We start from the raw sequence: 18632 nt of genomic DNA, 5'->3' as shown, positions 1-18632 counted from the left end.
GGTGTGCTGGGACCGCTGTCGCCGTACCCACTGTCACCGAGGGAACCGGGCGCATCGACGTCAACGCGATCGGTGTCGTTGGCAGGACCGCCGAGCCCGCGGTCATCGCTCTGGGCGGCGCCCTGCGGGGTGCCTGACGATGCGCGCGGGTTCGGGCCGCTGGTGAAGGAGCTCCCGAAGGGCTGGGCAGTCGGGGCACTCGTGTCGTTGGACTTGTCAGCGGCGTTGACGGACACCTCGGCTTGCGTGTCCGCGAACGCCGTAATGCCGTACAAGGGCAGGATGCTCGTCGCGGCGGCAGCCACGACCATTCCCCTACTCAGGTTCTTTCGCAATCTAGTCGTCTTCCTGTTCGAAGAAAAGGGGAAACGTCGGCCCTGGATCCAGAAAAACAGTTCTCAGGCCGACCGGTACCACAGGCCGGAATCACGTGGGATTGCCTACAACAGATCGCACCGCAGCGTCGACGCCAGTCCCTCGCGTCAGCGATTCCTCCTCTTCTTACGGCTGCGACCTGGGACGGCTTCCCGTCTCCCGTAGTTCCGCCTCCGCTGGATCTTCTGGCTGGTCCAGTGATGAGACCCGGTGAAGTGCCAGTACCGACAGTCCGAGCATCGGTAGATACGGTCGGGGATTTTCTCCAGCAACGGCTGCTTGATCAGCCAGGTCCTCGCCTCGGACTCGGTACGGAACGATGCTTTCCCGGTTTCCGGACAACGCGGCAGGATGATCATATCAGCCCTATTCCCTCCGAGGCGATGCGACTCACATTCCTCTGGGTGGAACCGATACTGCATCGGTAGGAAACCCTCCATCAAGCAGGTGACACTCTTTCGGACGAGCAGTCACTGGATTTAATCCGAACGGCCCTGTACGGCCACTGATATGAATTTCACTGAACGGACGACATTCGGACGACTTCACCATCTGTGCCGCCCTGCGCTCGTGCGCTCGAACACGCGCCCCGAGCTCACCGACGACGGAAAAGAAAGAGCGGCCATCAGCCTGGATGGCCGCAGCCGACATGGCGCCGGCTCTCGATCAGCGACTGCTCCAATGATCGCCCGCTATGTGACGAGGGTGACCGACAGCCTGTGAAACAAAAAGCGCCTCTCTCTCGGTGGATGAGGATGTCACCTCATCCACCCGTCAGGGAAAGACGCTTTCAGTCGGACCGCAAAGCCCGGACCCAGGAGGGCTCAGGTTGCTCAGAGTTCTGCGGTGACCGTGACCGTGGCCGTGCTGTCGTTGGTGTTGCTGTTGGTGTTGGTGTTGCTGTTCTCGTTGATGATGACGATGTCTTCGACGTTGCCATCCTCCCCATCCCAACACGAGGCGCTCGCAGCGGAGGCGGAACCGGCGAGGACGGCCACCGCCGCGAGGGCCGACGCAGCACCCAGCTTCATGGTCTTGCGCATTTGATATCTCCATTCTGTTTCTTCCCCGATGGAAGAACGGAACTGATATTGCCGTGACACCGATGGTCGCGCAACTCGAAATATCCCGAGATCCCGGAAGTTCATCCATATGGCCCTGTACTACAGGTGATATTTTAATTGCCGAGTACGCGTCCACACCCCGTCGGCCACCAAATGGAGCAATGGCCGAGGAACCGGAGACGGGCGAATCGCCGCCCATTTTCGAACTCCAGCCCGAATGCGTCGGTCGACCGTCACTGCTCCGGCAGTGCTTCTCTAGTTTGGTGACAGACGGCGGGGAAGAGACCGCGTGTCTACCACTGGGCCGCCCCGCAGATCGCAGCGATGGACGACTTCGACGACGTGCCCGCCCAGTCACCAGCGGTGGGCACTGGCACGCCACAGCATCGGCAAGCCAGACGAGATCGCGTTCCATCTGGCATACGCGCCGCCGGGCATCTGAGTCGGGCAGCTGGTTCGCATCGCCGGCTGCCGGTTGGAGGATTGAGGAGTGCTTCCAGGCCGCAAAGAAACGCGTGCGACGTGGACAAGTACGAGGTCCGGCGCTACACGGTGCATGCGACACGTCACGCTGGTAATGCCGGTGCACGCTTTCCTGGACGTGTTGGCTGCCGACGCCGCAGCAAAGGGGGGCTGCAGAAACGTTCCTGCCCCATAACGGTGCTCACCGTGACAGAGGTCCGGCGACTCCTGGCAGTTGTTCCGTTTGCCAGCCGGGTGCCTTCACCAGTCATTGATCACCACACCGGCACTGGACTGGTCACGCCATCGCGGGAGACGGAAGGCCGTGGCCCGCAGGCGCCACTCCCAGCGGCGGGTGCACACGCGAAATGCGCGGCTTGACGCCGCGCATTCGCCATGGGTTTGCGGCCGCTCGAGCGGAGCGCCTCTCCCTCGGCGGATGAGGTTGTCACCTCATCCGCCGTCAGGGAAAGGCGCTTTCAGGTCGGGTCACGATCCCCAAGAGAATCGGGTGACCGCCGAACTGGAATCGAACGATCACAAGCCGGCCCCACAGGGCTCAGCCCAATATCAGAGACCGAGGACGCCAAGCAGGGTGGGAGCAACGGTCTGCTGGCCAGCAGCGCCCGCCGGCGCGGGGGCCGGCGCGGGGGCCGGCTCGGGGGCCGGAAGCGTGACCGTGGCGGTGGCGGTGGCGGTGTTGTCGTTGGTGTTCGTGTTGTCGTTGTCGTTCTCGTTGACAATGACAATGCCCGGCTCGTCGCTCCCGCGCACGTCCTCGACGGCGCTGGCAGCCGAGGCGGAACCCGCGAGGAGGGCCACCGCCGCGAGGGTCGACGCAGCACCGCGCTTCATGGTCTTGCGCATTTGATATCTCCGTTCTGTCTCTTCCCGGTTGGAAGAACGAAACCGATATTGCCTCAACGCGGAAGCAGGCACCACTTGGAATGCCTGTGGCTCCGGAACTTCATCCACATGGCCCCCTGGGGCAGGTAATACGAAGTACAGAATCCGCAGGTCACACCTCATCCATGGCCCAATGGAGTAATGACACACCGGCTGCGCAACAGAGTTGAATCACCGTCTTTATTTCGAACCACCGACCGAATGCGCGCCGATGGCGGAGCATTCGATCGTGGTCCCGGCATCGGCGCGCGCCTCGTGCTGAGGCCGAATCACCGTCGGTGAGGGCAGGGATCCGTGGTACTCGGCAAGGCCAAACTCTGTACTGGCAAGGTCAGTTGGAGACACCAAAGCTGCTATGTGGTGTCGAGCCGCCTGGGGAAGCTCTGGCGCATCAGGCTGGTTTCTGCCTTTGAGCAAGTCCAAGGGGAGCAAAGGAAGTTGCGGGCGAGTTGAAGGAGGTCGTCTTCAACTCGGCTGTAGCTGCCCGAGGTTGTGCGGTCTGCTCGACAGTGGAACGCAGAGCGCGGAATAGTCATGTGGTGCTCGCTCGGAGAGCGCGGCGCGGTGGCGGAGGCCGGCACAGCCCCGCGACCTGCTGTGGCCGGCTGGGGCGACGCAGCTCGGCACGGAAGTCAGTCCGGCGCGGATACATCAGGGCCTTGAGTTGGTCGGTGGCTGTGGTGGAGGCGTGTACAACGCCCTGTCGGGTGGCCAGCGGCACGCGCAGCGCCTCGCTTCCCCCTACGGCTTCAGGGTTGGATGGCGTGCTCGGTCGCCAGGGTTTCGCCGCCGCGCAGTGGGCTCGAGCAGGTCCGTCCGGCGGCCTCCACGGACCGGCGGGCGCTTTGGGGTGGGGGCGGCGAACGTGTCGCGGGTCGAGGTCGACCCCGATGACGCGGTCGACGTGTTCTGCGAGCAGTCACGCGCCGGTTGGTCACCACATGGCGGCACTGTGATGAGTCACGCCGTGAGGCGGACAGCTGCACACCGAGCCGACCAGTTGCCCGACCGGTGCCCGCGTCCGGCAGACGTCCGAGGTGAGGCAATCCCTGACGGGACGCCAGCTAGGCGGTCCTGCCGTGTCAGAATCACGCGCGCCGAGCCTGGCAGCAGCCCATCCCGGGCCGCTGGAGCTCTTTGGCGGTGTCGGTTACTTGGGGTCGTGCCGGGTGTCGTGGGCTGACCGCTGGGGAGGGGGCGCGGCGTGTGCGGGTCCGGTCGGCGGCCGCCGATCTGATCGACGGCGGCCAGTTACCGGGAAGTGGCCCGGCGGCTCAGGATGACGCGCATGTCGGCGGACCGCTGGCAGCGGGCGTGAGGCTGCGGGCGGTCGGCTCTGGTTTCCAAGGGGGCCGTGCCGGCTGCAAGCTCGGTGCGGGTCGCTACGCGTGCTGGAAGCCGCGGGGGTCGGTCCGTCCGCCCCCGGCTGGCCCGACCGGTGCTGGACGTCGGCGAGGATCGCCGAGATCGTGTGCCACCGGTTCGACGTCGAGCACGCCCTGGCCGGGATCGATCTGCTGCTGCACCGCATCGGCTTCAGCGCGCTGGTCCCGCCCTGCAAGCCCACCGAGCGCGACGAGGAGAAGATATCCGCCCGGAAGGACGAGCAGCGGCCCGTCATGAGGGGGTGCGCCGGACACGTACGACTGGTCGCGTACGGCAGCGGAGCGGTGCCGTGTTGCCGCGCTCGCACCTCTTCGGACCGACATGGCCTATTCCGAGAAGGCGAAGCGGAAGCCTGGCGAGCTCGTCACGCTGGAGATGAGCGTGCCGCGTGGACAGGCGCCCGGGTCGACGAGTGGCTGCGTGGGCCGGACGGACGACGAGCCGGCGTCGGTATCAGGATTCAGCGGGTCGCCACCCCTCGGCAGACCTGACGCAGACCGACACGGCGCCACGTCCACAGGGTGCCGAGCAAGGCCCTGGCCGAGATGACGCCGGGCATCCACCTGCTCGCGTGCTCGCTGCGCGACAGCCACCAAAGACGTGACGCCCTCGCTCGGGGGCGGGTGAGCACCTTCCAGTGACCGCCAAGGGGAGGCTGTGTTTGAGGTCTTCGGCCTCGACTGCGGGCGAGTGCAGGACGGCATGGGCTCTGAAGTGCCAAGCGCAGGTCCCTATCGATGCCGGGGCACGTCCGGCGATGTGCCGGGGATGGCCGCCGCCCACCCGGACCCCTGCGGATCGCGGAATGGGCGGCGACCGTATCCATCAGACCGCTGACGGCGAGGGAGTGCCCTCAGCAGTCGCCGATCTGAGTGCTCGCACCGTCGGTCTCCAGCGTGGCGCAGACGTCCGAAGTCCTGGGCAGGGTAACGGTGAAGGTCTTCTCGGCACCGGCCTCAACGGTCTTCCGGGCGCTCGCGAGCACAGTGCCGTCGCCGTCGGCGATGTGCACATCGACGGTCCGCTTCTGCTCGCAGGAAACGCCGACGTTGACCGTAGTGATCACAGTGTTGCTGACCGTGTTGAGGCTGACTCCGCAGGGGAAGTTCTGCTGGGGAGCGGCCTGCGCGGGCGCGGCGGCGACGAGCGGTGCGGAAGCCAGCAGCACGGTGGCCGCCGAACGGAGCATGCGATGAGGCATTGGTTCTCCTGAGTGTCACTCGGGCCGACCGCCCATGGGCGGTCGGCCTCATCAATCGCGGCGCCGAATTTCCCTTAAGCGCCATTTGGGGAAGATGTGACCACGGTTGGTAAGAGCTCCGCAACACGGCGTACTACCTTGCTGGTGACCGGATCCGCCACTCGGGTGAGCCGGTGCTCGCGCCCCCTGTGCGGAGGAGTCCTAACACAGCAGCCGTCCGAACGGCCGGTGAGGGCTTGGCGGTTCATGCCGTGGGGTCGCTTCTTCCCCCGGGCCGGCTCGTGCGCCTGCGCTGACACCTCGTCTCCCGCCGGAGATCTGCGCTCGCACTCGGGCTGATGGGCTTCGCGCGCCTGGCCGGTCAGCCGCGACCAGCCCTTGAGATGCTCCGGCACGGAATTCACCCATACGCGGCCACTGGTAACTATCAAGGGTGAAAAGTACTAATAGTGCATTTCAGGGACGAATCGTCTGGTCATCCTATGATCAGCAGCTTCAGCGAACAGCGTCACGGGTCCCCCGCAGGAAGGCTCTTCAGGATGCGAGAGATGTTCACCGCCCGGCGGCGGATCGTCGCCGCGATCGCCGCGGCGGCCGCGGCCGCCGCCATCGGGTGCGGTACCGCCCTGCCCGCCAATGCCGATCCGGCCGCCGGAAGGATTCTGGACGAGGGTTCCGCCGACTCCATCGACGACAGCTACATCGTCGTACTGAAGGAGTCCGCCGGGTTCAGGGCGAAATCGACGGAAGGCGAACTATTCGCAGCCAAGTACGGCGCCACGGTGGAGCAGACCTACGACGCCGCGCTCAATGGCTACTCCATCCGGGTCGGCGCCTCCGGAGCGAGGAGTTTGGCGGAGGACCCGGCCGTCGAGTTCGTCGAGCAGGACAAGAAGGTCCGCCTCGACGCAACCCAGATCGGCCCGCCGTGGGGCCTGGACCGGATCGACCAGGCCCGCCCTCCTCGCAGCCTGACGTATACGTATCCGGATACGGCGGGCCGTTCCGCGACCGTGTACGTGATCGACACAGGAGTGCGCATCACCCACACGGAGATCGCCGGGCGCGCCAGACACGGCTACGACTTCGTCGACCGTGACTACACCGCCTCCGACGGCAACGGTCATGGAACGCACGTCGCCACCACGGTCGCCGGCAAGACGTACGGCGTGGCGAAACTCACCAGGATCGTGTCGGTACGAGTGCTGAACAACAGCGGGGTCGGCAGCCTCTCCAACGTCGTCGCGGGCGTCGACTACGTCACCTCGCGCCGCGTGAGGCCAGCGGTCGCCAACATGTCGCTGGGCGCCGGCGCCAGCAGGGCGCTGGACACCGCGGTGTGGAACTCCATCGCCTCCGGTGTCACCTACGCGGTGGCCGCCGGCAACTCCAACGCGAATGCCGCCTACTACTCACCCGCCCGGGTGGGTCCTGCCCTCACCGTGGGAGCCAGCACCTGGACTGACGACAGGTCGGGTTTCTCCAACTACGGTTTCATGCTCGACATGTTCGCCCCCGGCTCGTCGATCACCGCCGGCTGGCACACCAGCGACACGGCGTCGGCCACGCTCTCCGGCACTTCGATGGCGGCCCCCCATGTCGCGGGAGCCGCCGCCGTCTATCTCACCTCGCACCCCACCGCCAGTACGGCGACCGTACGCAGCGCTCTCGTCAACGGGGCCACGACCGGAGTCCTGAGAAACGTCGGAACCGGCTCACCCAACAGGCTCCTCAGACTCGTACCCTAGACGATCGATTCGAAGGGGCCGGCGGTCGAAGGCGGTCAGTGATCGCGTCACTGGCTGTGCGTGGGCGCGGTACCGAACCCTGCGTTTTCCCTGCCCCTGAGCGTTTCCTCAGGGAGATGAACCGGGCCACCGCGGGCCCGGGTCGGCGACCGTGGCGGAGCGGGCTCCATGTGGAGGGGCTGCCGCGGGCCGTCGTCGGTGTTCATCGGTGCGCCCCGTCCGCCGCTTCGATGGCCTCCGCGAGGCCGCGCAGGTCCTTGTCGTCATCTTCCTGTGCCAGCTCCTCTGCCGAGTCAGCGAGTTGTCGTAGCGATGGCCGGCCAGGGAGTCCGGGCCGGCGGTCGTCGCCGCTGCGGAGGGCGTCGGCGAAGTAGGCCGCGATGGCGGCGACCTGGAGGCCCTCGGGTGAGGTCCGCAGGCCGTCGTGGAGGGCTCGGACCTCCAGGTCGCCCGACTCCTCGTGCGGAGTGCGGGTGTCGGGGTCGAGCCAGCGGACGGTGGCCGTGGCGAGGTGGCCGTCGGCGCCCTTTTCGGTGCGGACGGCGTAGAGGGCGGTGACGGTGTGGCCGGGGCCTACCTCGCCTCCGTCGACACGGTCGTCGCGGAAGTCCTCGTCGGCGACGCGGCGGTTGTCGTAGCCGACCAGGCGGTACTCGGCGACCGTCGCCGGGTCGAAGGCGACCTGGGCCTTGGCGTCGCGGGCCGTGAGGTCGATGTTGCGCGGGAGTTCCTCGCAGAAGACCTTGCGGGCGTCGTCCGGGCCGGACACGTAGACGGTGTGGCCGTCGCCCTTGTCGGCGAGGCGTTCCATGAGGGCGTCGCCGTAGTCGCTGCCGACGCCGACGCCGAAGAGGGTGATGCCGTGCTCGCGGCGTTCGCCGGCGATCTTCTCCAGGATCGTGTCCGGGTCGGTGTCACCGGTGTTGGCGAGGGCGTCGGAGACCAGGACGACCCGGTTGGTGGCGCCCTTGCGCAGGCCCTCGACGGCGGTCTCGTAGCCGGTCTCGACGCCGGCGCCGAGGTTGGTGGAGTTCTGGGTGTCCAGGTCGTCGATGGCGTCGTGGATCTCGTCGCGGTTGCCGTCGAGGGGGGTCATGGGCAGGACGGTCTCGGCCTCGTCGCTGAAGGTGACGAGCGCGACCGAGTCGTCGTCGCGCAGCCGGTCCGTCATCACGGAGAGGGACTCCTGGGCGAGGTCCAGGCGGCCCGGTTCGGCCATCGAACCGGAGATGTCGAGGACGAAGGTGAGGGCGGCGGGCGGGCGTTCGCCGGAGCGTTCCGTGGTGCGGGTGGCGAGGCCGACGCGGACCAGGGACCAGTCCTCGTCGTCGGTGCGGGCGCCGTCGACGGTGACCGAGAAGCCGTCGCCGTCGGGGCGTTCGTAGTCCTGGCGGAAGCTGTTGACGAACTCCTCGGGGCGGACGGTCGACGGGTCGGGGAGCCGGCCGTCGGCCAGGGCGCGGCGAGCGTAGTCGTAGGAGGCGGTGTCCACGTCGAGGGCGAAGGTGGAGAGGTGGTCGGGGTCTTCCCCGCGCTCGTCCCGCTCGGTGATGCCCTGGCTCGGGGCGGGGGCGGGCAGAACCGACGAGTGGACGTCGCGGTCGGCTGCCCCACTGCTTTCTTGCGTGCCGCCGCTTCCGCTGCACGCGGTGAGCAGCAGCCCGCTCGCCGCCGCGAGGGCGAGCAGCAGTTCTCGTGTCCGGTACCGCTCCATCGTCCGTACTCCTCGGGTCCGTCGGCGTCGGCTTCTTGCGACTGTGACGGCGCAGGGGGCCGGAACGTGCGGTACGGGGTGTTGCGGAAGCGTCTCGAAGCGGCCACGGAGACGGCCCGCCGAGACCGGTGGGTGACCCTCCGTTGACCTAGGAGACGACGTCCTTGCGGGCGAACCCCCGGAAGGCCAGGGCGAACAGCACGAGCGCGTACGTTACGGAAATCGACGTGCCCTGGATCATGTCCGACCACTCCAACTGGGGCCGGACGGCGTCGAGCCAGGCGTACTGCCAGTGCGCGGGCAGGAAGTGCCGCCAGTCGCCGAGGGCCGTCACCTGGTCGAGGACGCTGCCGATGATGGTCAGGAACACCGCGCCGCCGACCGCGCCCAGCGGTGCGTCCGTCCGGGTCGACAGCCAGAACGCGAGGGCCGCGGTGACCAGTTGGGACACCATGATGTAGGCGACGACGATCAGCAGGCGCTGCGCGGCGGTGCCGGTGGGCAGGGTGCCGCCGGTGGGCAGCTGGAGCGGGCCCCAGCCGTAGGCGGCCGTGCCGACGACGAGGGCGACGATCGGGAGCAGGACCATCGCGGCCAGGCTCAGGCTGAGTCCGACGGCGAGCTTGGACCACAGCAGCCGCGCCCGGGGCACGGGCGCCGCGAGCAGGTAGCGCAGGGACGACCAGCTCGCCTCCGAGGCGACCGTGTCGCCGCAGAACAGGGCGACGGGGATGACGAGGAGGAAGCCGGCGGCGGAGAAGAGGTTGACGGCGGCGAAGTTGGCTCCGGACGCGGTCGCCGTGTCCATGAGGTTCACGCGGTTGTTGTTGCCGCCCGGGTCGCCGCCGATCTGGAAGGCGACGAGCAGGATGATCGGCAGGGCGAACAGGACACCGCCCATGACGATCGTGCGGCGCCGCTTCAGCTGCCGGACCAGCTCGACGCGGAAGGGCAGGGTGCGGCCCGCGCGGTAGCCGTCGGCGACCTCGACGGGCGGCTCGGCGAGCTGGCTCATGCTTCGGCTCCGATCAGGGTGAGGAAGGCGTCCTCCAGGCGGCGGTGGGGGCCGACCGACCGCACCGCCACGTCCAGCCGTACGAGGTCGGCGACCAGGCGCTGCGGGGTGCCGTCGGCATCGAGCTGGACCAGGAGGCCCTCGTCGGCGCGCACGGCCGAGGCGACGCCCGGCAGGGCGGCGACCTTCTCGACGACGGGCTCCTCCACGGGCGTGGCCGTGCCCACCAGGAGGGTGTCGCCCGAGCCGACGATGTCCTCGGCCGGGCCCGCCTGGACGAGCTGCCCGTGGTCCATCACGACCAGGTGGGTGCAGGTCTGCTCGACCTCCGCGAGGAGGTGGCTGGAGACGATGACCGTGCGGCCGGCGGCGGCGTAGCGGATCATCACCTCGCGCATCTCGCGGATCTGGGGCGGGTCGAGGCCGTTGGTCGGTTCGTCGAGGATCAGCAGGTCCGGCAGGCCGAGCATGGCCTGGGCGATGGCGAGGCGCTGGCGCATGCCCTGGGAGTAGGTGCGCACCGCGCGGGCGAGGGCGTCGCCCAGGCCCGCGATCTCCAGGGCCTCCTCCAGGTGCGCGTCCTCGGCGGGGCGGCCGGTGGCGCGCCAGTACAGTTCCAGGTTCTCGCGGCCGGACAGGTGGGGCAGGAAGCCCGCGCCCTCGACGAAGGCGCCGACCCGGGAGAGGACCGGGGCGCCCGGGCTGATGGCGTGGCCGAAGACGCGGATCTCGCCGCCGTCGGGTTTGATCAGACCCATCAGCATGCGCAGGGTGGTCGTCTTTCCGGCGCCGTTGGGGCCGAGGAGTCCGAGCACCTGGCCCTTCTCCACGCGGAAGGAGAGGTCCTTGACCGCGTACCGGTCGGCGGACTTGGCGTACCGCTTGGTCAGGTCGGTGATCTGGAGGGGGACTTCCGCGAGCGCGGGGTCCGGCGGGGCGGGTGCGGCCGTGCGGCGGCGTCCCGTGAGGATCAGCGCCAGGGCGACGCCGGCACCGGCGAGCGGCAGCCACCACACCCAGGCCGGCAGCGCGCCCTGGGTGTCGCGTTGGCCGAGGGCCGAGGGGACCTTCAGGTCGCCCTTGAGGGAGACCGTGTACGTCGCGGGGGCCGTCGGGGAGGCGTAGCCCAGGTCCGTCGAGGCGAGGACCAGGCGCAGCCGGTGGCCGTCGTCGATCTCGTGGTCGATCGCCGGGAGGGTGATGGTGACGTCCTTGCCGGCCTTGGCGTCCTCGACGCGCACGGGCGTGACGAGCTGGGAGGGCAGCACCGGCTGGGTGCCGCCCGGGCCGACGTCGTAGAGCTTGGCGAAGAGCACGGCGTCGTCGCTGGTGGACTTCACGTGCACGGTCGCGGTGGGCGAGCCGGTGATCTGGAGGTCCTGGCGGAAGGGCGCGGACTCGAACGCGGCGAACTGGCCGGGGAAGTCGAGGGAGACGCCGATGCCGAGCGTGGAGAGCTGACTGAGGCCGCCGGCGCCGCCGAGGCCGGGCAGGGCCGAGACGCCGGGCGGGCTGGCGCCGGGCGGGTTGTCGAAACTCTGCTCCCGGCCGGCCAGGGCGAGGGAGCGCTGCTTGCTCTCCAGGCCCGGGTAGCGGTCCGAGGTCGCACCGGTCAGGCGGGGTTCGCCGTCGCCGGAGCCCAGGCCCAGGGTGCGGGTGACGCGGAAGGCGGGGCCGGTGTCGGCGCCCTTGTCGTCCTTCAGGTAGTGGTCGAACCAGGACTTCACGCGGCCCTGGACGCGGCCGGTCTCCATGTCGCCGCCGTCGTGGCCGCCGGCGATCCAGTCGACGTCCACGGGGGCGCCGTTGGCCCGGATCGTCCTGGCGGCCTGGTCGGCCTGGCCGAGGGGGAAGAGGGAGTCGGACTGGCCCTGCATCAGCAGCGTCGGCACCTTGATGTCCTTGCCGACCGCTGACGGCGAACGCTCCGCGAGCAGCTTGCGCGCCTCGGCGTCGGGCTTGCCCGACTCGGCGACCCGTTCGTACATGCGGCACAGCGCGGGCTCGAACTTCTCGCAGCCGCCGCCGGAGTTGACGAAGATGCCGGCCCACAGCTTCTTGAACACGCCGTTCGGGAACAGCGCGTCGGCCAGGTTCCAGTACGTGATCGCGGGGGCGATGGCGTCCACGCGCTTGTCGTGGCCGGCCGTGAGCAGCGCGATGGCGCCGCCGTACGAGGCGCCGGCCATGCCCACGCGGGGGTCGCCGGGCTTGTCGAGTTCGACCTCGGGCTGCTTCGCGAGCCAGTCGATGAGTTTCGAGACGTCGGCGACCTCGCCCTCGGGGTCGTTCAGCCCGATCTTGCCGGTCGACTTGCCGAAGCTGCGCGCCGACCAGGTCAGGACCGCGTAGCCGTCCCGGGCGAGGTCCTCGGCCTGCTGCCGTACGTCGTTCTTGCTGCCGCCGAAGCCGTGCCCGAGCAGGACGGCGGGGCGGCGGCCGGCTCCGCCGGAGGTGAAGTACGAGGTGTCGATGCGCACGCCGTCGCCCATGTTCATGAGGCGGTCGGCGCGGTGGACCGGGGGCACCTCGTCGGAGGCGACGGCCGTCCACGTGCCCGCACCGGCGAGCACGACGACGGCGGCCCCGGCGGCCAACAGGCGCCGGGGCCCCCGAAGCAGCCTGCGGAGTCCGGGCGGTCGAAGATCCATGCGTCAACGGTACGGGGTGAAGCTGTCGAACAGTTGTCGACCGGAGGCCGAAGTGGCACCACTCCCAGGGGAGTACGCGGGGCCGCCGGCGTACCGCAGGTGATGTACGGCCTCAGGACGAGCCGGCGCGTTTCCCGGCGCGGGCGGAGGTACAGGGCCCGGTACAGGGTGGCTGCCGCCGTGCCGCCGCCCGTCCACAGCAGGCAGCTCGGCTCCCGCCGGCTCAGGATGTACACCGGGACCACGATCAGCAGGAGCGGGGCCGCCGGCTACGCGGGCCTGCGCCGGGCCGGGGTGTGCTGGTGGGCTCCTCGGCGGGACAGCGGCGCGGCGACCGCGACCAGCAGGTGCATGCCCGTCATCGAGACGCCCGTGACGCCGCACAGTCCGTCCGCGTCCACGCAGCGCGGGACCGCGGGTCCGCCGGGCGCCCGCCAGAACCGCGGGCGCCCCGGAAAAAGAACCTCAGTGGTTGCGTGGGAAGCCCAGGTCCACGCCCGCCGGGGCGTCGGCCGGGTCCGGCCAGCGGGTGGTGACGACCTTGCCGCGGGTGTAGAAGTGCGTGCCGTCGTTGCCGTAGATGTGGTGGTCGCCGAAGAGCGAGTCCTTCCAGCCGCCGAAGGAGTGGTAGCCCACCGGGACGGGGATCGGGACGTTCACGCCGACCATGCCTGCCTCGACCTCCAGCTGGAAGCGGCGGGCCGCGCCGCCGTCGCGGGTGAAGATCGCGGTGCCGTTGCCGAACGGCGAGGCGTTGACGATGTCCAGGGCCTCCTCGTAGGTCTCCGTGCGCAGCACGCACAGGACCGGGCCGAAGATCTCGTCCTGGTAGGCCTTCGCCGAGGTCGGCACCTTGTCGAGCAGCGAAATGCCGATCCAGTGGCCGTCCTCGAAGCCGTCGACGGTGTGGCCGGTGCCGTCCAGGACGACCTCGCAGCCCTCGGTGGCCGCGCCCTCGACGTAGGAGGCCACCTTGTCGCGGTGCACCTTGGTGATCAGCGGGCCCATCTCGGACGCCGGGTCGTCGCCGGGGCCGATCTTGATCTTCTCGGCGCGCTCGCGGATCTTCTCCACCAGTTCGTCGCCGATCGCGCCGACCGCGACCACCGCGGAGATGGCCATGCATCGCTCGCCCGCGGAGCCATAGGCGGCGGACACGGCGGCGTCGGCCGCCGCGTCGAGGTCGGCGTCCGGGAGGACCAGCATGTGGTTCTTGGCGCCGCCGAGCGCCTGGACGCGCTTGCCGTTGGCGGAGGCCGTGGTGTGGATGTACCGGGCGATGGGGGTCGAGCCGACGAAGGAGACGGCCTTGACGTCCGGGTGCTCCAGGAGCCGGTCGACGGCCACCTTGTCGCCGTGGACGACGTTGAACACGCCGTCCGGCAGGCCCGCCTCCGACAGCAGCTCGGCGATCCTGACGGACGCCGAAGGGTCCTTCTCGGACGGCTTCAGCACGAACGTGTTGCCGCACGCGATGGCGATGGGGAACATCCACATCGGCACCATCGCCGGGAAGTTGAACGGGGTGATGCCCGCCACGACGCCGAGCGGCTGACGGATGGAGGAGACGTCGACGCGGCTCGCCACCTGCGTGGACAGCTCGCCCTTCAGCTGCACGGTGATGCCGCAGGCCAGGTCGACGATCTCCAGGCCGCGGGCCACCTCGCCGAGCGCGTCGCCGTGCACCTTTCCGTGCTCGGCGGTGATCAGCTCGGCGATCTCGTCGCGGTGGGCGTCGAGCAGCGCGCGGAACCGGAAGAGGATCGAGGTCCGCTGGGCCAGGGAGGACTGGCCCCAGGTGGTGAAGGCCTCCTTGGCGGCGGCGACCGCCGCGTCCACATCGTCGACCGAGGCGAACGCGACCTTCGTCGTCACCTCGCCGGTCGCCGGGTTGGTCACCGGCCCGTGCGTGCCCGAGGCGCCTTCGACGGTCCTGCCGCCGATCCAGTGGTTGACGATCTTCGTCATGGCCGGGAACTCCTTCACAGATGGCGGCGTCGGGTGGAGACGTGCCGTTCGTACAGCTCACGCGCCTTGACCGCGGACGGCCGTGCCGCGGTCTCGGCCACGGGTACATCCCACCAGGCCTGGGCGGGAGGCGCGCCCGACACTGTGTCTGCCGTTTGGGTCTCCACGTAGACACATGTGGGAGTGTCGGCGGCCCGGGCCTCGGCGAGGGCCTCCCGCAGGTCCCGCACGGTCTTCGCGCGCAGCACGCGCATGCCGAGGCTGGCCGCGTTGGCGGCGAGGTCGACGGGCAGCGGCGGTCCGGTGTACGTGCCGTCCGTGGACGGGAAGCGGTAGGCGGTGCCGAACCGCTCGCCGCCGACCGACTCGGACAGGCCGCCGATGGACGCGTAGCCGTGGTTCTGGATGAGCAGGACCTTGATCGCGACGCCCTCCTGCACGGCCGTCACGATCTCCGTCGGCATCATCAGGTAGGTGCCGTCGCCGACCAGTGCCCACACGGGGCGGTCCGGGGCGGCCATCTTCACGCCGATGGCGGCCGGGATCTCGTAGCCCATGCAGGAGTAGCCGTACTCCAGGTGGTACTGGTCGCGCGACCGCGTCCGCCACAGTTTGTGCAGGTCGCCGGGGAGGGAACCGGCCGCGTTGATGAGGATGTCCGACTCGTCGACGAGGGCGTCCAGGGCGCCGAGGACCTGCGGCTGGGTCGGGCGGGTGTCCGGCTCGTCGACCTCGTAGCACGCGTCGACGCGCTGCTCCCAGCGCTCCTTGTCCTCGGTGTACTCGGTGACGTACGACGGCGTGACCCGGTGGCCGTGCATCTCCAGCCTCTCGGTCAGCTCCTCCAGGCCGGTGCGGGCGTCCGCGATCAGGGGCTGCCCGGCGAGCTTGTGGCCGTCGAAGGGGGCGATGTTGAGGTTGAGGAACCGGACGTCGGGGTTCGAGAAGAGGGTGCCGGAGGCTGTGGTGAAGTCGGTGTAGCGGGTGCCGACGCCGATCACCAGGTCGGCGGTGCGGGCGAGTTCGTCCGCCGCGGCCGTTCCCGTGTGGCCGACGCCGCCGACGTCCTGGGGGTGGTCGTGGCGCAGGGAGCCCTTGCCGGCCTGGGTGGAGGCGACCGGGATGCCGGTGGTCCCGGCGAACTCGGCGAGGGCCTCCTCGGCGCGGCTGTGGTGGACGCCGCCGCCCGCGACGACCAGAGGACGCCGGGCGGCCCGGATCATGTGCACGGCCTCGGCGAGTTCCGTGGGGTCGGCGCCGGGACGCCGTACGGTCCAGGTGCGCTCGGCGAAGAACTCCTCGGGCCAGTCGTACGCCTCGGCCTGCACGTCCTGGGGCAGGGCGAGGGTGACGGCGCCGGTCTCGACGGGGTCGGTGAGCACGCGCATCGCGTTCAGCGCCGACGGGATCAGGGCCTCGGGGCGGGTGATCCGGTCGAAGTACTTCGACACCGGGCGCAGGCAGTCGTTGACCGACACGTCGCCCGCGTGGGGCACTTCGAGTTGCTGGAGGACCGGGTCGGCGGGGCGGGTGGCGAAGATGTCACCGGGCAGGAGCAGCACCGGCAGGTGGTTGATGGTGGCGAGGGCGGCGCCGGTGACGAGGTTGGTGGCACCGGGGCCGATGGAGGTCGTCACCGCGTGCGTGGACAGGCGGCCGGACTGGCGGGCGTAGCCGACCGCCGCGTGCACCATGGCCTGTTCGTTGCGGCCCTGGTGGTACGGCATCGCGTCGGTGTGCTCCAGCAGCGCCTGGCCGATACCGGCGACGTTGCCGTGGCCGAAGATCCCCCAGGTGGCGCCGATGAACCGCTGCCGGACACCGTCGCGTTCGGTGTACTGGGCGGCGAGGAAACGAACCAGCGCTTGCGCGACGGTCAGCCGGGTCGTCATCGGGAACCCCCTGTGCGTCCGTGTCGTGGCCGCAAAGGCTCCGTGTCGGGGACCTCCGGCGCGGGGCCGTAGCGGGCGGGGAGTTGTCGCTCGCACTTCGCTCCTGCCAAAGCAAAGCGGCCTCCCGCGCCGGAGGCGATCTGGGCCCGGGCGTCACGGGGCGGGTACGCGACGTCGGTGACCGACGCGCACACGCTCCCCCCGCCCGAGGGGTGGAACTCGTCGTTCTCGACGCGCACGGTGCACGCGCCCTTCAGGGGCAGCCCGATCCACCGGCTGTCGACGTACAGCTCACCGGTCATGCCACGGCCCTCACAGCAGTCCTGCGGCGGTGTCCACGGCGGCGGCCACGTCGCCGTCCGCCGGGTACAGCAGCGAACGGCCCACGACCAGCCCCCGCACGGTGGGCAGTTGCAGGGCGCCGCGCCACTTCTCGTACGCCCCGTCCTGGTCGTCGCCCACCTCTCCGCCCAGCAGGACGGCGGGGAGCGTGGAGGTCGCCATGACCTCGGCCATGTCGTCGGGGTCGTCGGTGACCGGCACCTTCAACCAGGTGTAGGCCGAACTGCCGCCGAGGCCCGAGGCGATCGCGATCGACTTGATGACGGCCTCGGCGGAGAGGTCGTTGCGCAGCCGTCCCGTCGCGTCGCGGCGGGAGAGGAACGGCTCGACGAAGACGGGGAGCTCCCGGGCGGCCATGGCGTCGATGGCCCGCGCGGTGGACTCCAGGGTGGTGAGGGAGCCCGGGTCGTCGTAGTCGATGCGCAGCAGCAGCTTGCCGGCGTCGAAGCCGAGGCGCTCGATGTCCTCGGGGCGGTGGCCCGTGAAGCGGTCGTCGAGTTCGAAGCTCGCGCCCTGCAGGCCGCCGCGGTTCATCGAGCCCAGGACGACCTTGCCGTCGAGGGCGCCGAGCAGGAGCAGGTCGTCCAGGATGTCGGCGGTGGCGAGGACGCCGTCCACGCCCGGGCGGGACAGGGCCAGGCAGAGGCGTTCGAGGAGGTCGGCGCGGTTGGCCATGGCCAGGCTGCGGCCGCCGACGCCGAGGGCGCCGCGGGCCGGGTGGTCGGCGGCGACGATCATCAGCCGGCCGTGGTCGTTCAGCAGGGGCCGGCGGGGGCGGCGGGCGGCGGCCTCGGCGATCGCCTCCGGGCGGTGGCTGCGGAGGCGGACGAGTTCGCAGACGTCGACGGTCACTTGACGGCCCCAGCGGTGACGGCCGCCTCGATCTCGTCCCCGGTGGGCATCGCGGAGGAGCACTCCAGGCGGGAGGCGACGATGGCACCGGCTGCGTTGGCGTGCCGCATGGTCTTCTCCAGGTCCCAGCCGGCCAGCAGGCCGTGGACGAGGGAGCCGCCGAAGGCGTCGCCGGCGCCGAGTCCGTTGAGGACGTCCACGGGCAGCGGCGGGACTTCGGCACTCTCACCCTCGCGGTTGACCGCCAGGACGCCCTTCGGGCCCTGCTTGACGACGGCCAGCTCGACACCGGCCGCCAGGAGGGCCCGGGCGGCGGCGCGGGGTTCGCGCACACCGGTGGCGACCTCCACCTCGTCGAGGTTGCCGACCGCGACGGTGGTGTGGCGCATGGCCTCCTCGTAGAAGGGGCGGGCCGCGTCGGGGTCGGCCCAGAACATGGGCCGCCAGTCGAGGTCGAAGACCGTCGCGCCGGCCTTGGCGCGGTGCGCGAGGGCCGCGAGGGTAGCCGTCCGGCTCGGCTCCTCGCTCAGGCCCGTGCCCGTGACCCAGAAGACGCGGGCCTCGCGGATGGCGTCGAGGTCGAGCTCATGGGCGTCGATCTCCAGGTCGGGGGCCTTGGGCTGCCGGTAGAAGTACAGCGGGAAGTCGTCCGGCGGGAAGACCTCGCAGAAGGTGACCGGGGTGGGCAGGCCCGGTACCGGGGTGACCCAGCGGTCGTCCACTCCGAAGCCCCGGAGTGCCTCGTGGAGGTAGGTGCCGAAGGGGTCGTCGCCGGTGCGGGTGATCACCGCGGTCCGCCGTCCCAGGCGGGCCGCGGCGACCGCGACGTTGCTCGCCGAACCGCCGAGGAACTTGCCGAAGGACGTGACCTGCGGCAGTGGGACGCCCGTCTGGAGCGGATACAGATCCACTCCGATCCGCCCCATGGTGATCAGGTCCAACGCCATCGGCTTCCCCTTGATGCTCGGCTCTCCCCGGCTTTGTAGCCCCCTTCCCGAAGCCCTGTCAATGTTTTGTCCGGACATTCGGACCAGATCATGGCAGCGCTTTCGGCAT

At 69.8% G+C, this 18632-nt stretch carries 12 protein-coding genes and 3 pseudogenes; 2 read left to right on the top strand and 13 right to left on the bottom strand.

Annotated elements, in window-relative coordinates; translation table 11 throughout:
- The 3 genes and pseudogenes from ACWD1U_RS03855 to ACWD1U_RS03845 form a co-directional block, all read right to left on the bottom strand.
- Nucleotides 1-305: pseudogene (locus tag ACWD1U_RS03855) on the bottom strand (hypothetical protein); the annotation flags it as partial.
- Between the two features lie 903 nt (nt 306-1208).
- Nucleotides 1209-1418: a hypothetical protein gene (locus ACWD1U_RS03850; RefSeq protein WP_451104138.1), complete on the bottom strand. Its 210-nt coding sequence runs from the start codon at nt 1416-1418 to the stop codon at nt 1209-1211.
- A gap of 1053 nt (nt 1419-2471) precedes the next feature.
- Nucleotides 2472-2768 (bottom strand): hypothetical protein, encoded by a 297-nt coding sequence (locus ACWD1U_RS03845; protein WP_451104136.1) that lies wholly within the window; start codon nt 2766-2768, stop codon nt 2472-2474.
- 1427 nt (nt 2769-4195) lie between these two features.
- Here ACWD1U_RS03845 and ACWD1U_RS03840 point away from each other — a divergent pair.
- On the top strand, nt 4196-4684 hold the full coding sequence (locus ACWD1U_RS03840) for a helix-turn-helix domain-containing protein (RefSeq protein ID WP_451104134.1): 489 nt from the start codon (nt 4196-4198) through the stop codon (nt 4682-4684).
- A gap of 362 nt (nt 4685-5046) precedes the next feature.
- On the opposite strand, the gene ACWD1U_RS03835 is transcribed toward ACWD1U_RS03840, so the two are convergent.
- Entirely contained in the window at nt 5047-5394 is a 348-nt protein-coding gene (locus ACWD1U_RS03835) for a hypothetical protein (RefSeq protein ID WP_451104132.1), read from the bottom strand.
- Nucleotides 5395-5933: 539 nt separating this feature from the next.
- Between ACWD1U_RS03835 and ACWD1U_RS03830 the strand changes: the two genes are divergently transcribed.
- A complete protein-coding gene (locus tag ACWD1U_RS03830; RefSeq protein ID WP_451104130.1) occupies nt 5934-7142 on the top strand; it encodes a S8 family peptidase in 1209 nt (402 codons plus the stop codon).
- Nucleotides 7143-7344: 202 nt separating this feature from the next.
- Here ACWD1U_RS03830 and ACWD1U_RS03825 read toward each other — a convergent pair whose 3' ends face one another.
- The 9 genes and pseudogenes from ACWD1U_RS03825 to iolC form a co-directional block, all read right to left on the bottom strand.
- Nucleotides 7345-8856, bottom strand: coding sequence for a YfbK domain-containing protein (locus ACWD1U_RS03825; RefSeq protein ID WP_451104128.1), 1512 nt, complete (start codon nt 8854-8856; stop codon nt 7345-7347).
- A 148-nt stretch (nt 8857-9004) separates the two neighbouring features.
- Nucleotides 9005-9871, bottom strand: coding sequence for an ABC transporter permease (locus ACWD1U_RS03820; protein ID WP_451104126.1), 867 nt, complete (start codon nt 9869-9871; stop codon nt 9005-9007).
- A complete protein-coding gene (locus ACWD1U_RS03815) occupies nt 9868-12522 on the bottom strand; it encodes a CocE/NonD family hydrolase (protein ID WP_451104124.1) in 2655 nt (884 codons plus the stop codon). Before ACWD1U_RS03815 ends, ACWD1U_RS03820 begins: the two co-directional genes overlap by 4 nt.
- A 107-nt stretch (nt 12523-12629) precedes the next feature.
- Nucleotides 12630-12953: pseudogene (locus tag ACWD1U_RS03810) on the bottom strand (amino acid permease); the annotation flags it as partial.
- Nucleotides 12954-12987: 34 nt separating this feature from the next.
- On the bottom strand, nt 12988-14490 hold the full coding sequence (gene mmsA / locus ACWD1U_RS03805) for a CoA-acylating methylmalonate-semialdehyde dehydrogenase (protein WP_451104122.1): 1503 nt from the start codon (nt 14488-14490) through the stop codon (nt 12988-12990).
- Nucleotides 14491-14504: 14 nt separating this feature from the next.
- Nucleotides 14505-16382 (bottom strand): 3D-(3,5/4)-trihydroxycyclohexane-1,2-dione acylhydrolase (decyclizing), encoded by a 1878-nt coding sequence (gene iolD, locus ACWD1U_RS03800; protein WP_451104120.1) that lies wholly within the window; start codon nt 16380-16382, stop codon nt 14505-14507.
- A gap of 47 nt (nt 16383-16429) precedes the next feature.
- Nucleotides 16430-16663, bottom strand: a pseudogene (locus tag ACWD1U_RS03795) (5-deoxy-glucuronate isomerase); the annotation flags it as partial.
- A gap of 31 nt (nt 16664-16694) precedes the next feature.
- Nucleotides 16695-17576 (bottom strand): Cgl0159 family (beta/alpha)8-fold protein, encoded by an 882-nt coding sequence (locus tag ACWD1U_RS03790; protein WP_451104118.1) that lies wholly within the window; start codon nt 17574-17576, stop codon nt 16695-16697.
- Nucleotides 17573-18523 carry a 5-dehydro-2-deoxygluconokinase gene (gene iolC, locus ACWD1U_RS03785; protein ID WP_451104116.1) on the bottom strand — a complete coding sequence of 317 codons (951 nt, stop codon included), beginning with the start codon at nt 18521-18523 and terminating at the stop codon, nt 17573-17575. The genes ACWD1U_RS03790 and iolC overlap by 4 nt, the downstream gene beginning before the upstream one ends.
- Nucleotides 18524-18632 lie beyond the last annotated feature (109 nt).

It is taken from the genome of Streptomyces sp. NPDC002788 (assembly GCF_053592115.1).
Note: the sequence above shows the minus strand (reverse complement) of the source record. Positions and strands in the feature narration are given on the sequence as shown.

Coding starts and splice junctions, on each gene's coding strand:
- ACWD1U_RS03825 (WP_451104128.1), bottom strand. CDS start 8,856: ATGGAGCGGTACCGGACACGAGAACTGCTGCTCGCCCTCGCGGCGGCG.
- ACWD1U_RS03815 (WP_451104124.1), bottom strand. CDS start 12,522: ATGGATCTTCGACCGCCCGGACTCCGCAGGCTGCTTCGGGGGCCCCGG.
- iolD (WP_451104120.1), bottom strand. CDS start 16,382: ATGACGACCCGGCTGACCGTCGCGCAAGCGCTGGTTCGTTTCCTCGCC.
- ACWD1U_RS03850 (WP_451104138.1), bottom strand. CDS start 1,418: ATGCGCAAGACCATGAAGCTGGGTGCTGCGTCGGCCCTCGCGGCGGTG.
- iolC (WP_451104116.1), bottom strand. CDS start 18,523: ATGGCGTTGGACCTGATCACCATGGGGCGGATCGGAGTGGATCTGTAT.
- ACWD1U_RS03830 (WP_451104130.1), top strand. CDS start 5,934: ATGCGAGAGATGTTCACCGCCCGGCGGCGGATCGTCGCCGCGATCGCC.
- ACWD1U_RS03845 (WP_451104136.1), bottom strand. CDS start 2,768: ATGCGCAAGACCATGAAGCGCGGTGCTGCGTCGACCCTCGCGGCGGTG.
- mmsA (WP_451104122.1), bottom strand. CDS start 14,490: ATGACGAAGATCGTCAACCACTGGATCGGCGGCAGGACCGTCGAAGGC.
- ACWD1U_RS03820 (WP_451104126.1), bottom strand. CDS start 9,871: ATGAGCCAGCTCGCCGAGCCGCCCGTCGAGGTCGCCGACGGCTACCGC.
- ACWD1U_RS03835 (WP_451104132.1), bottom strand. CDS start 5,394: ATGCCTCATCGCATGCTCCGTTCGGCGGCCACCGTGCTGCTGGCTTCC.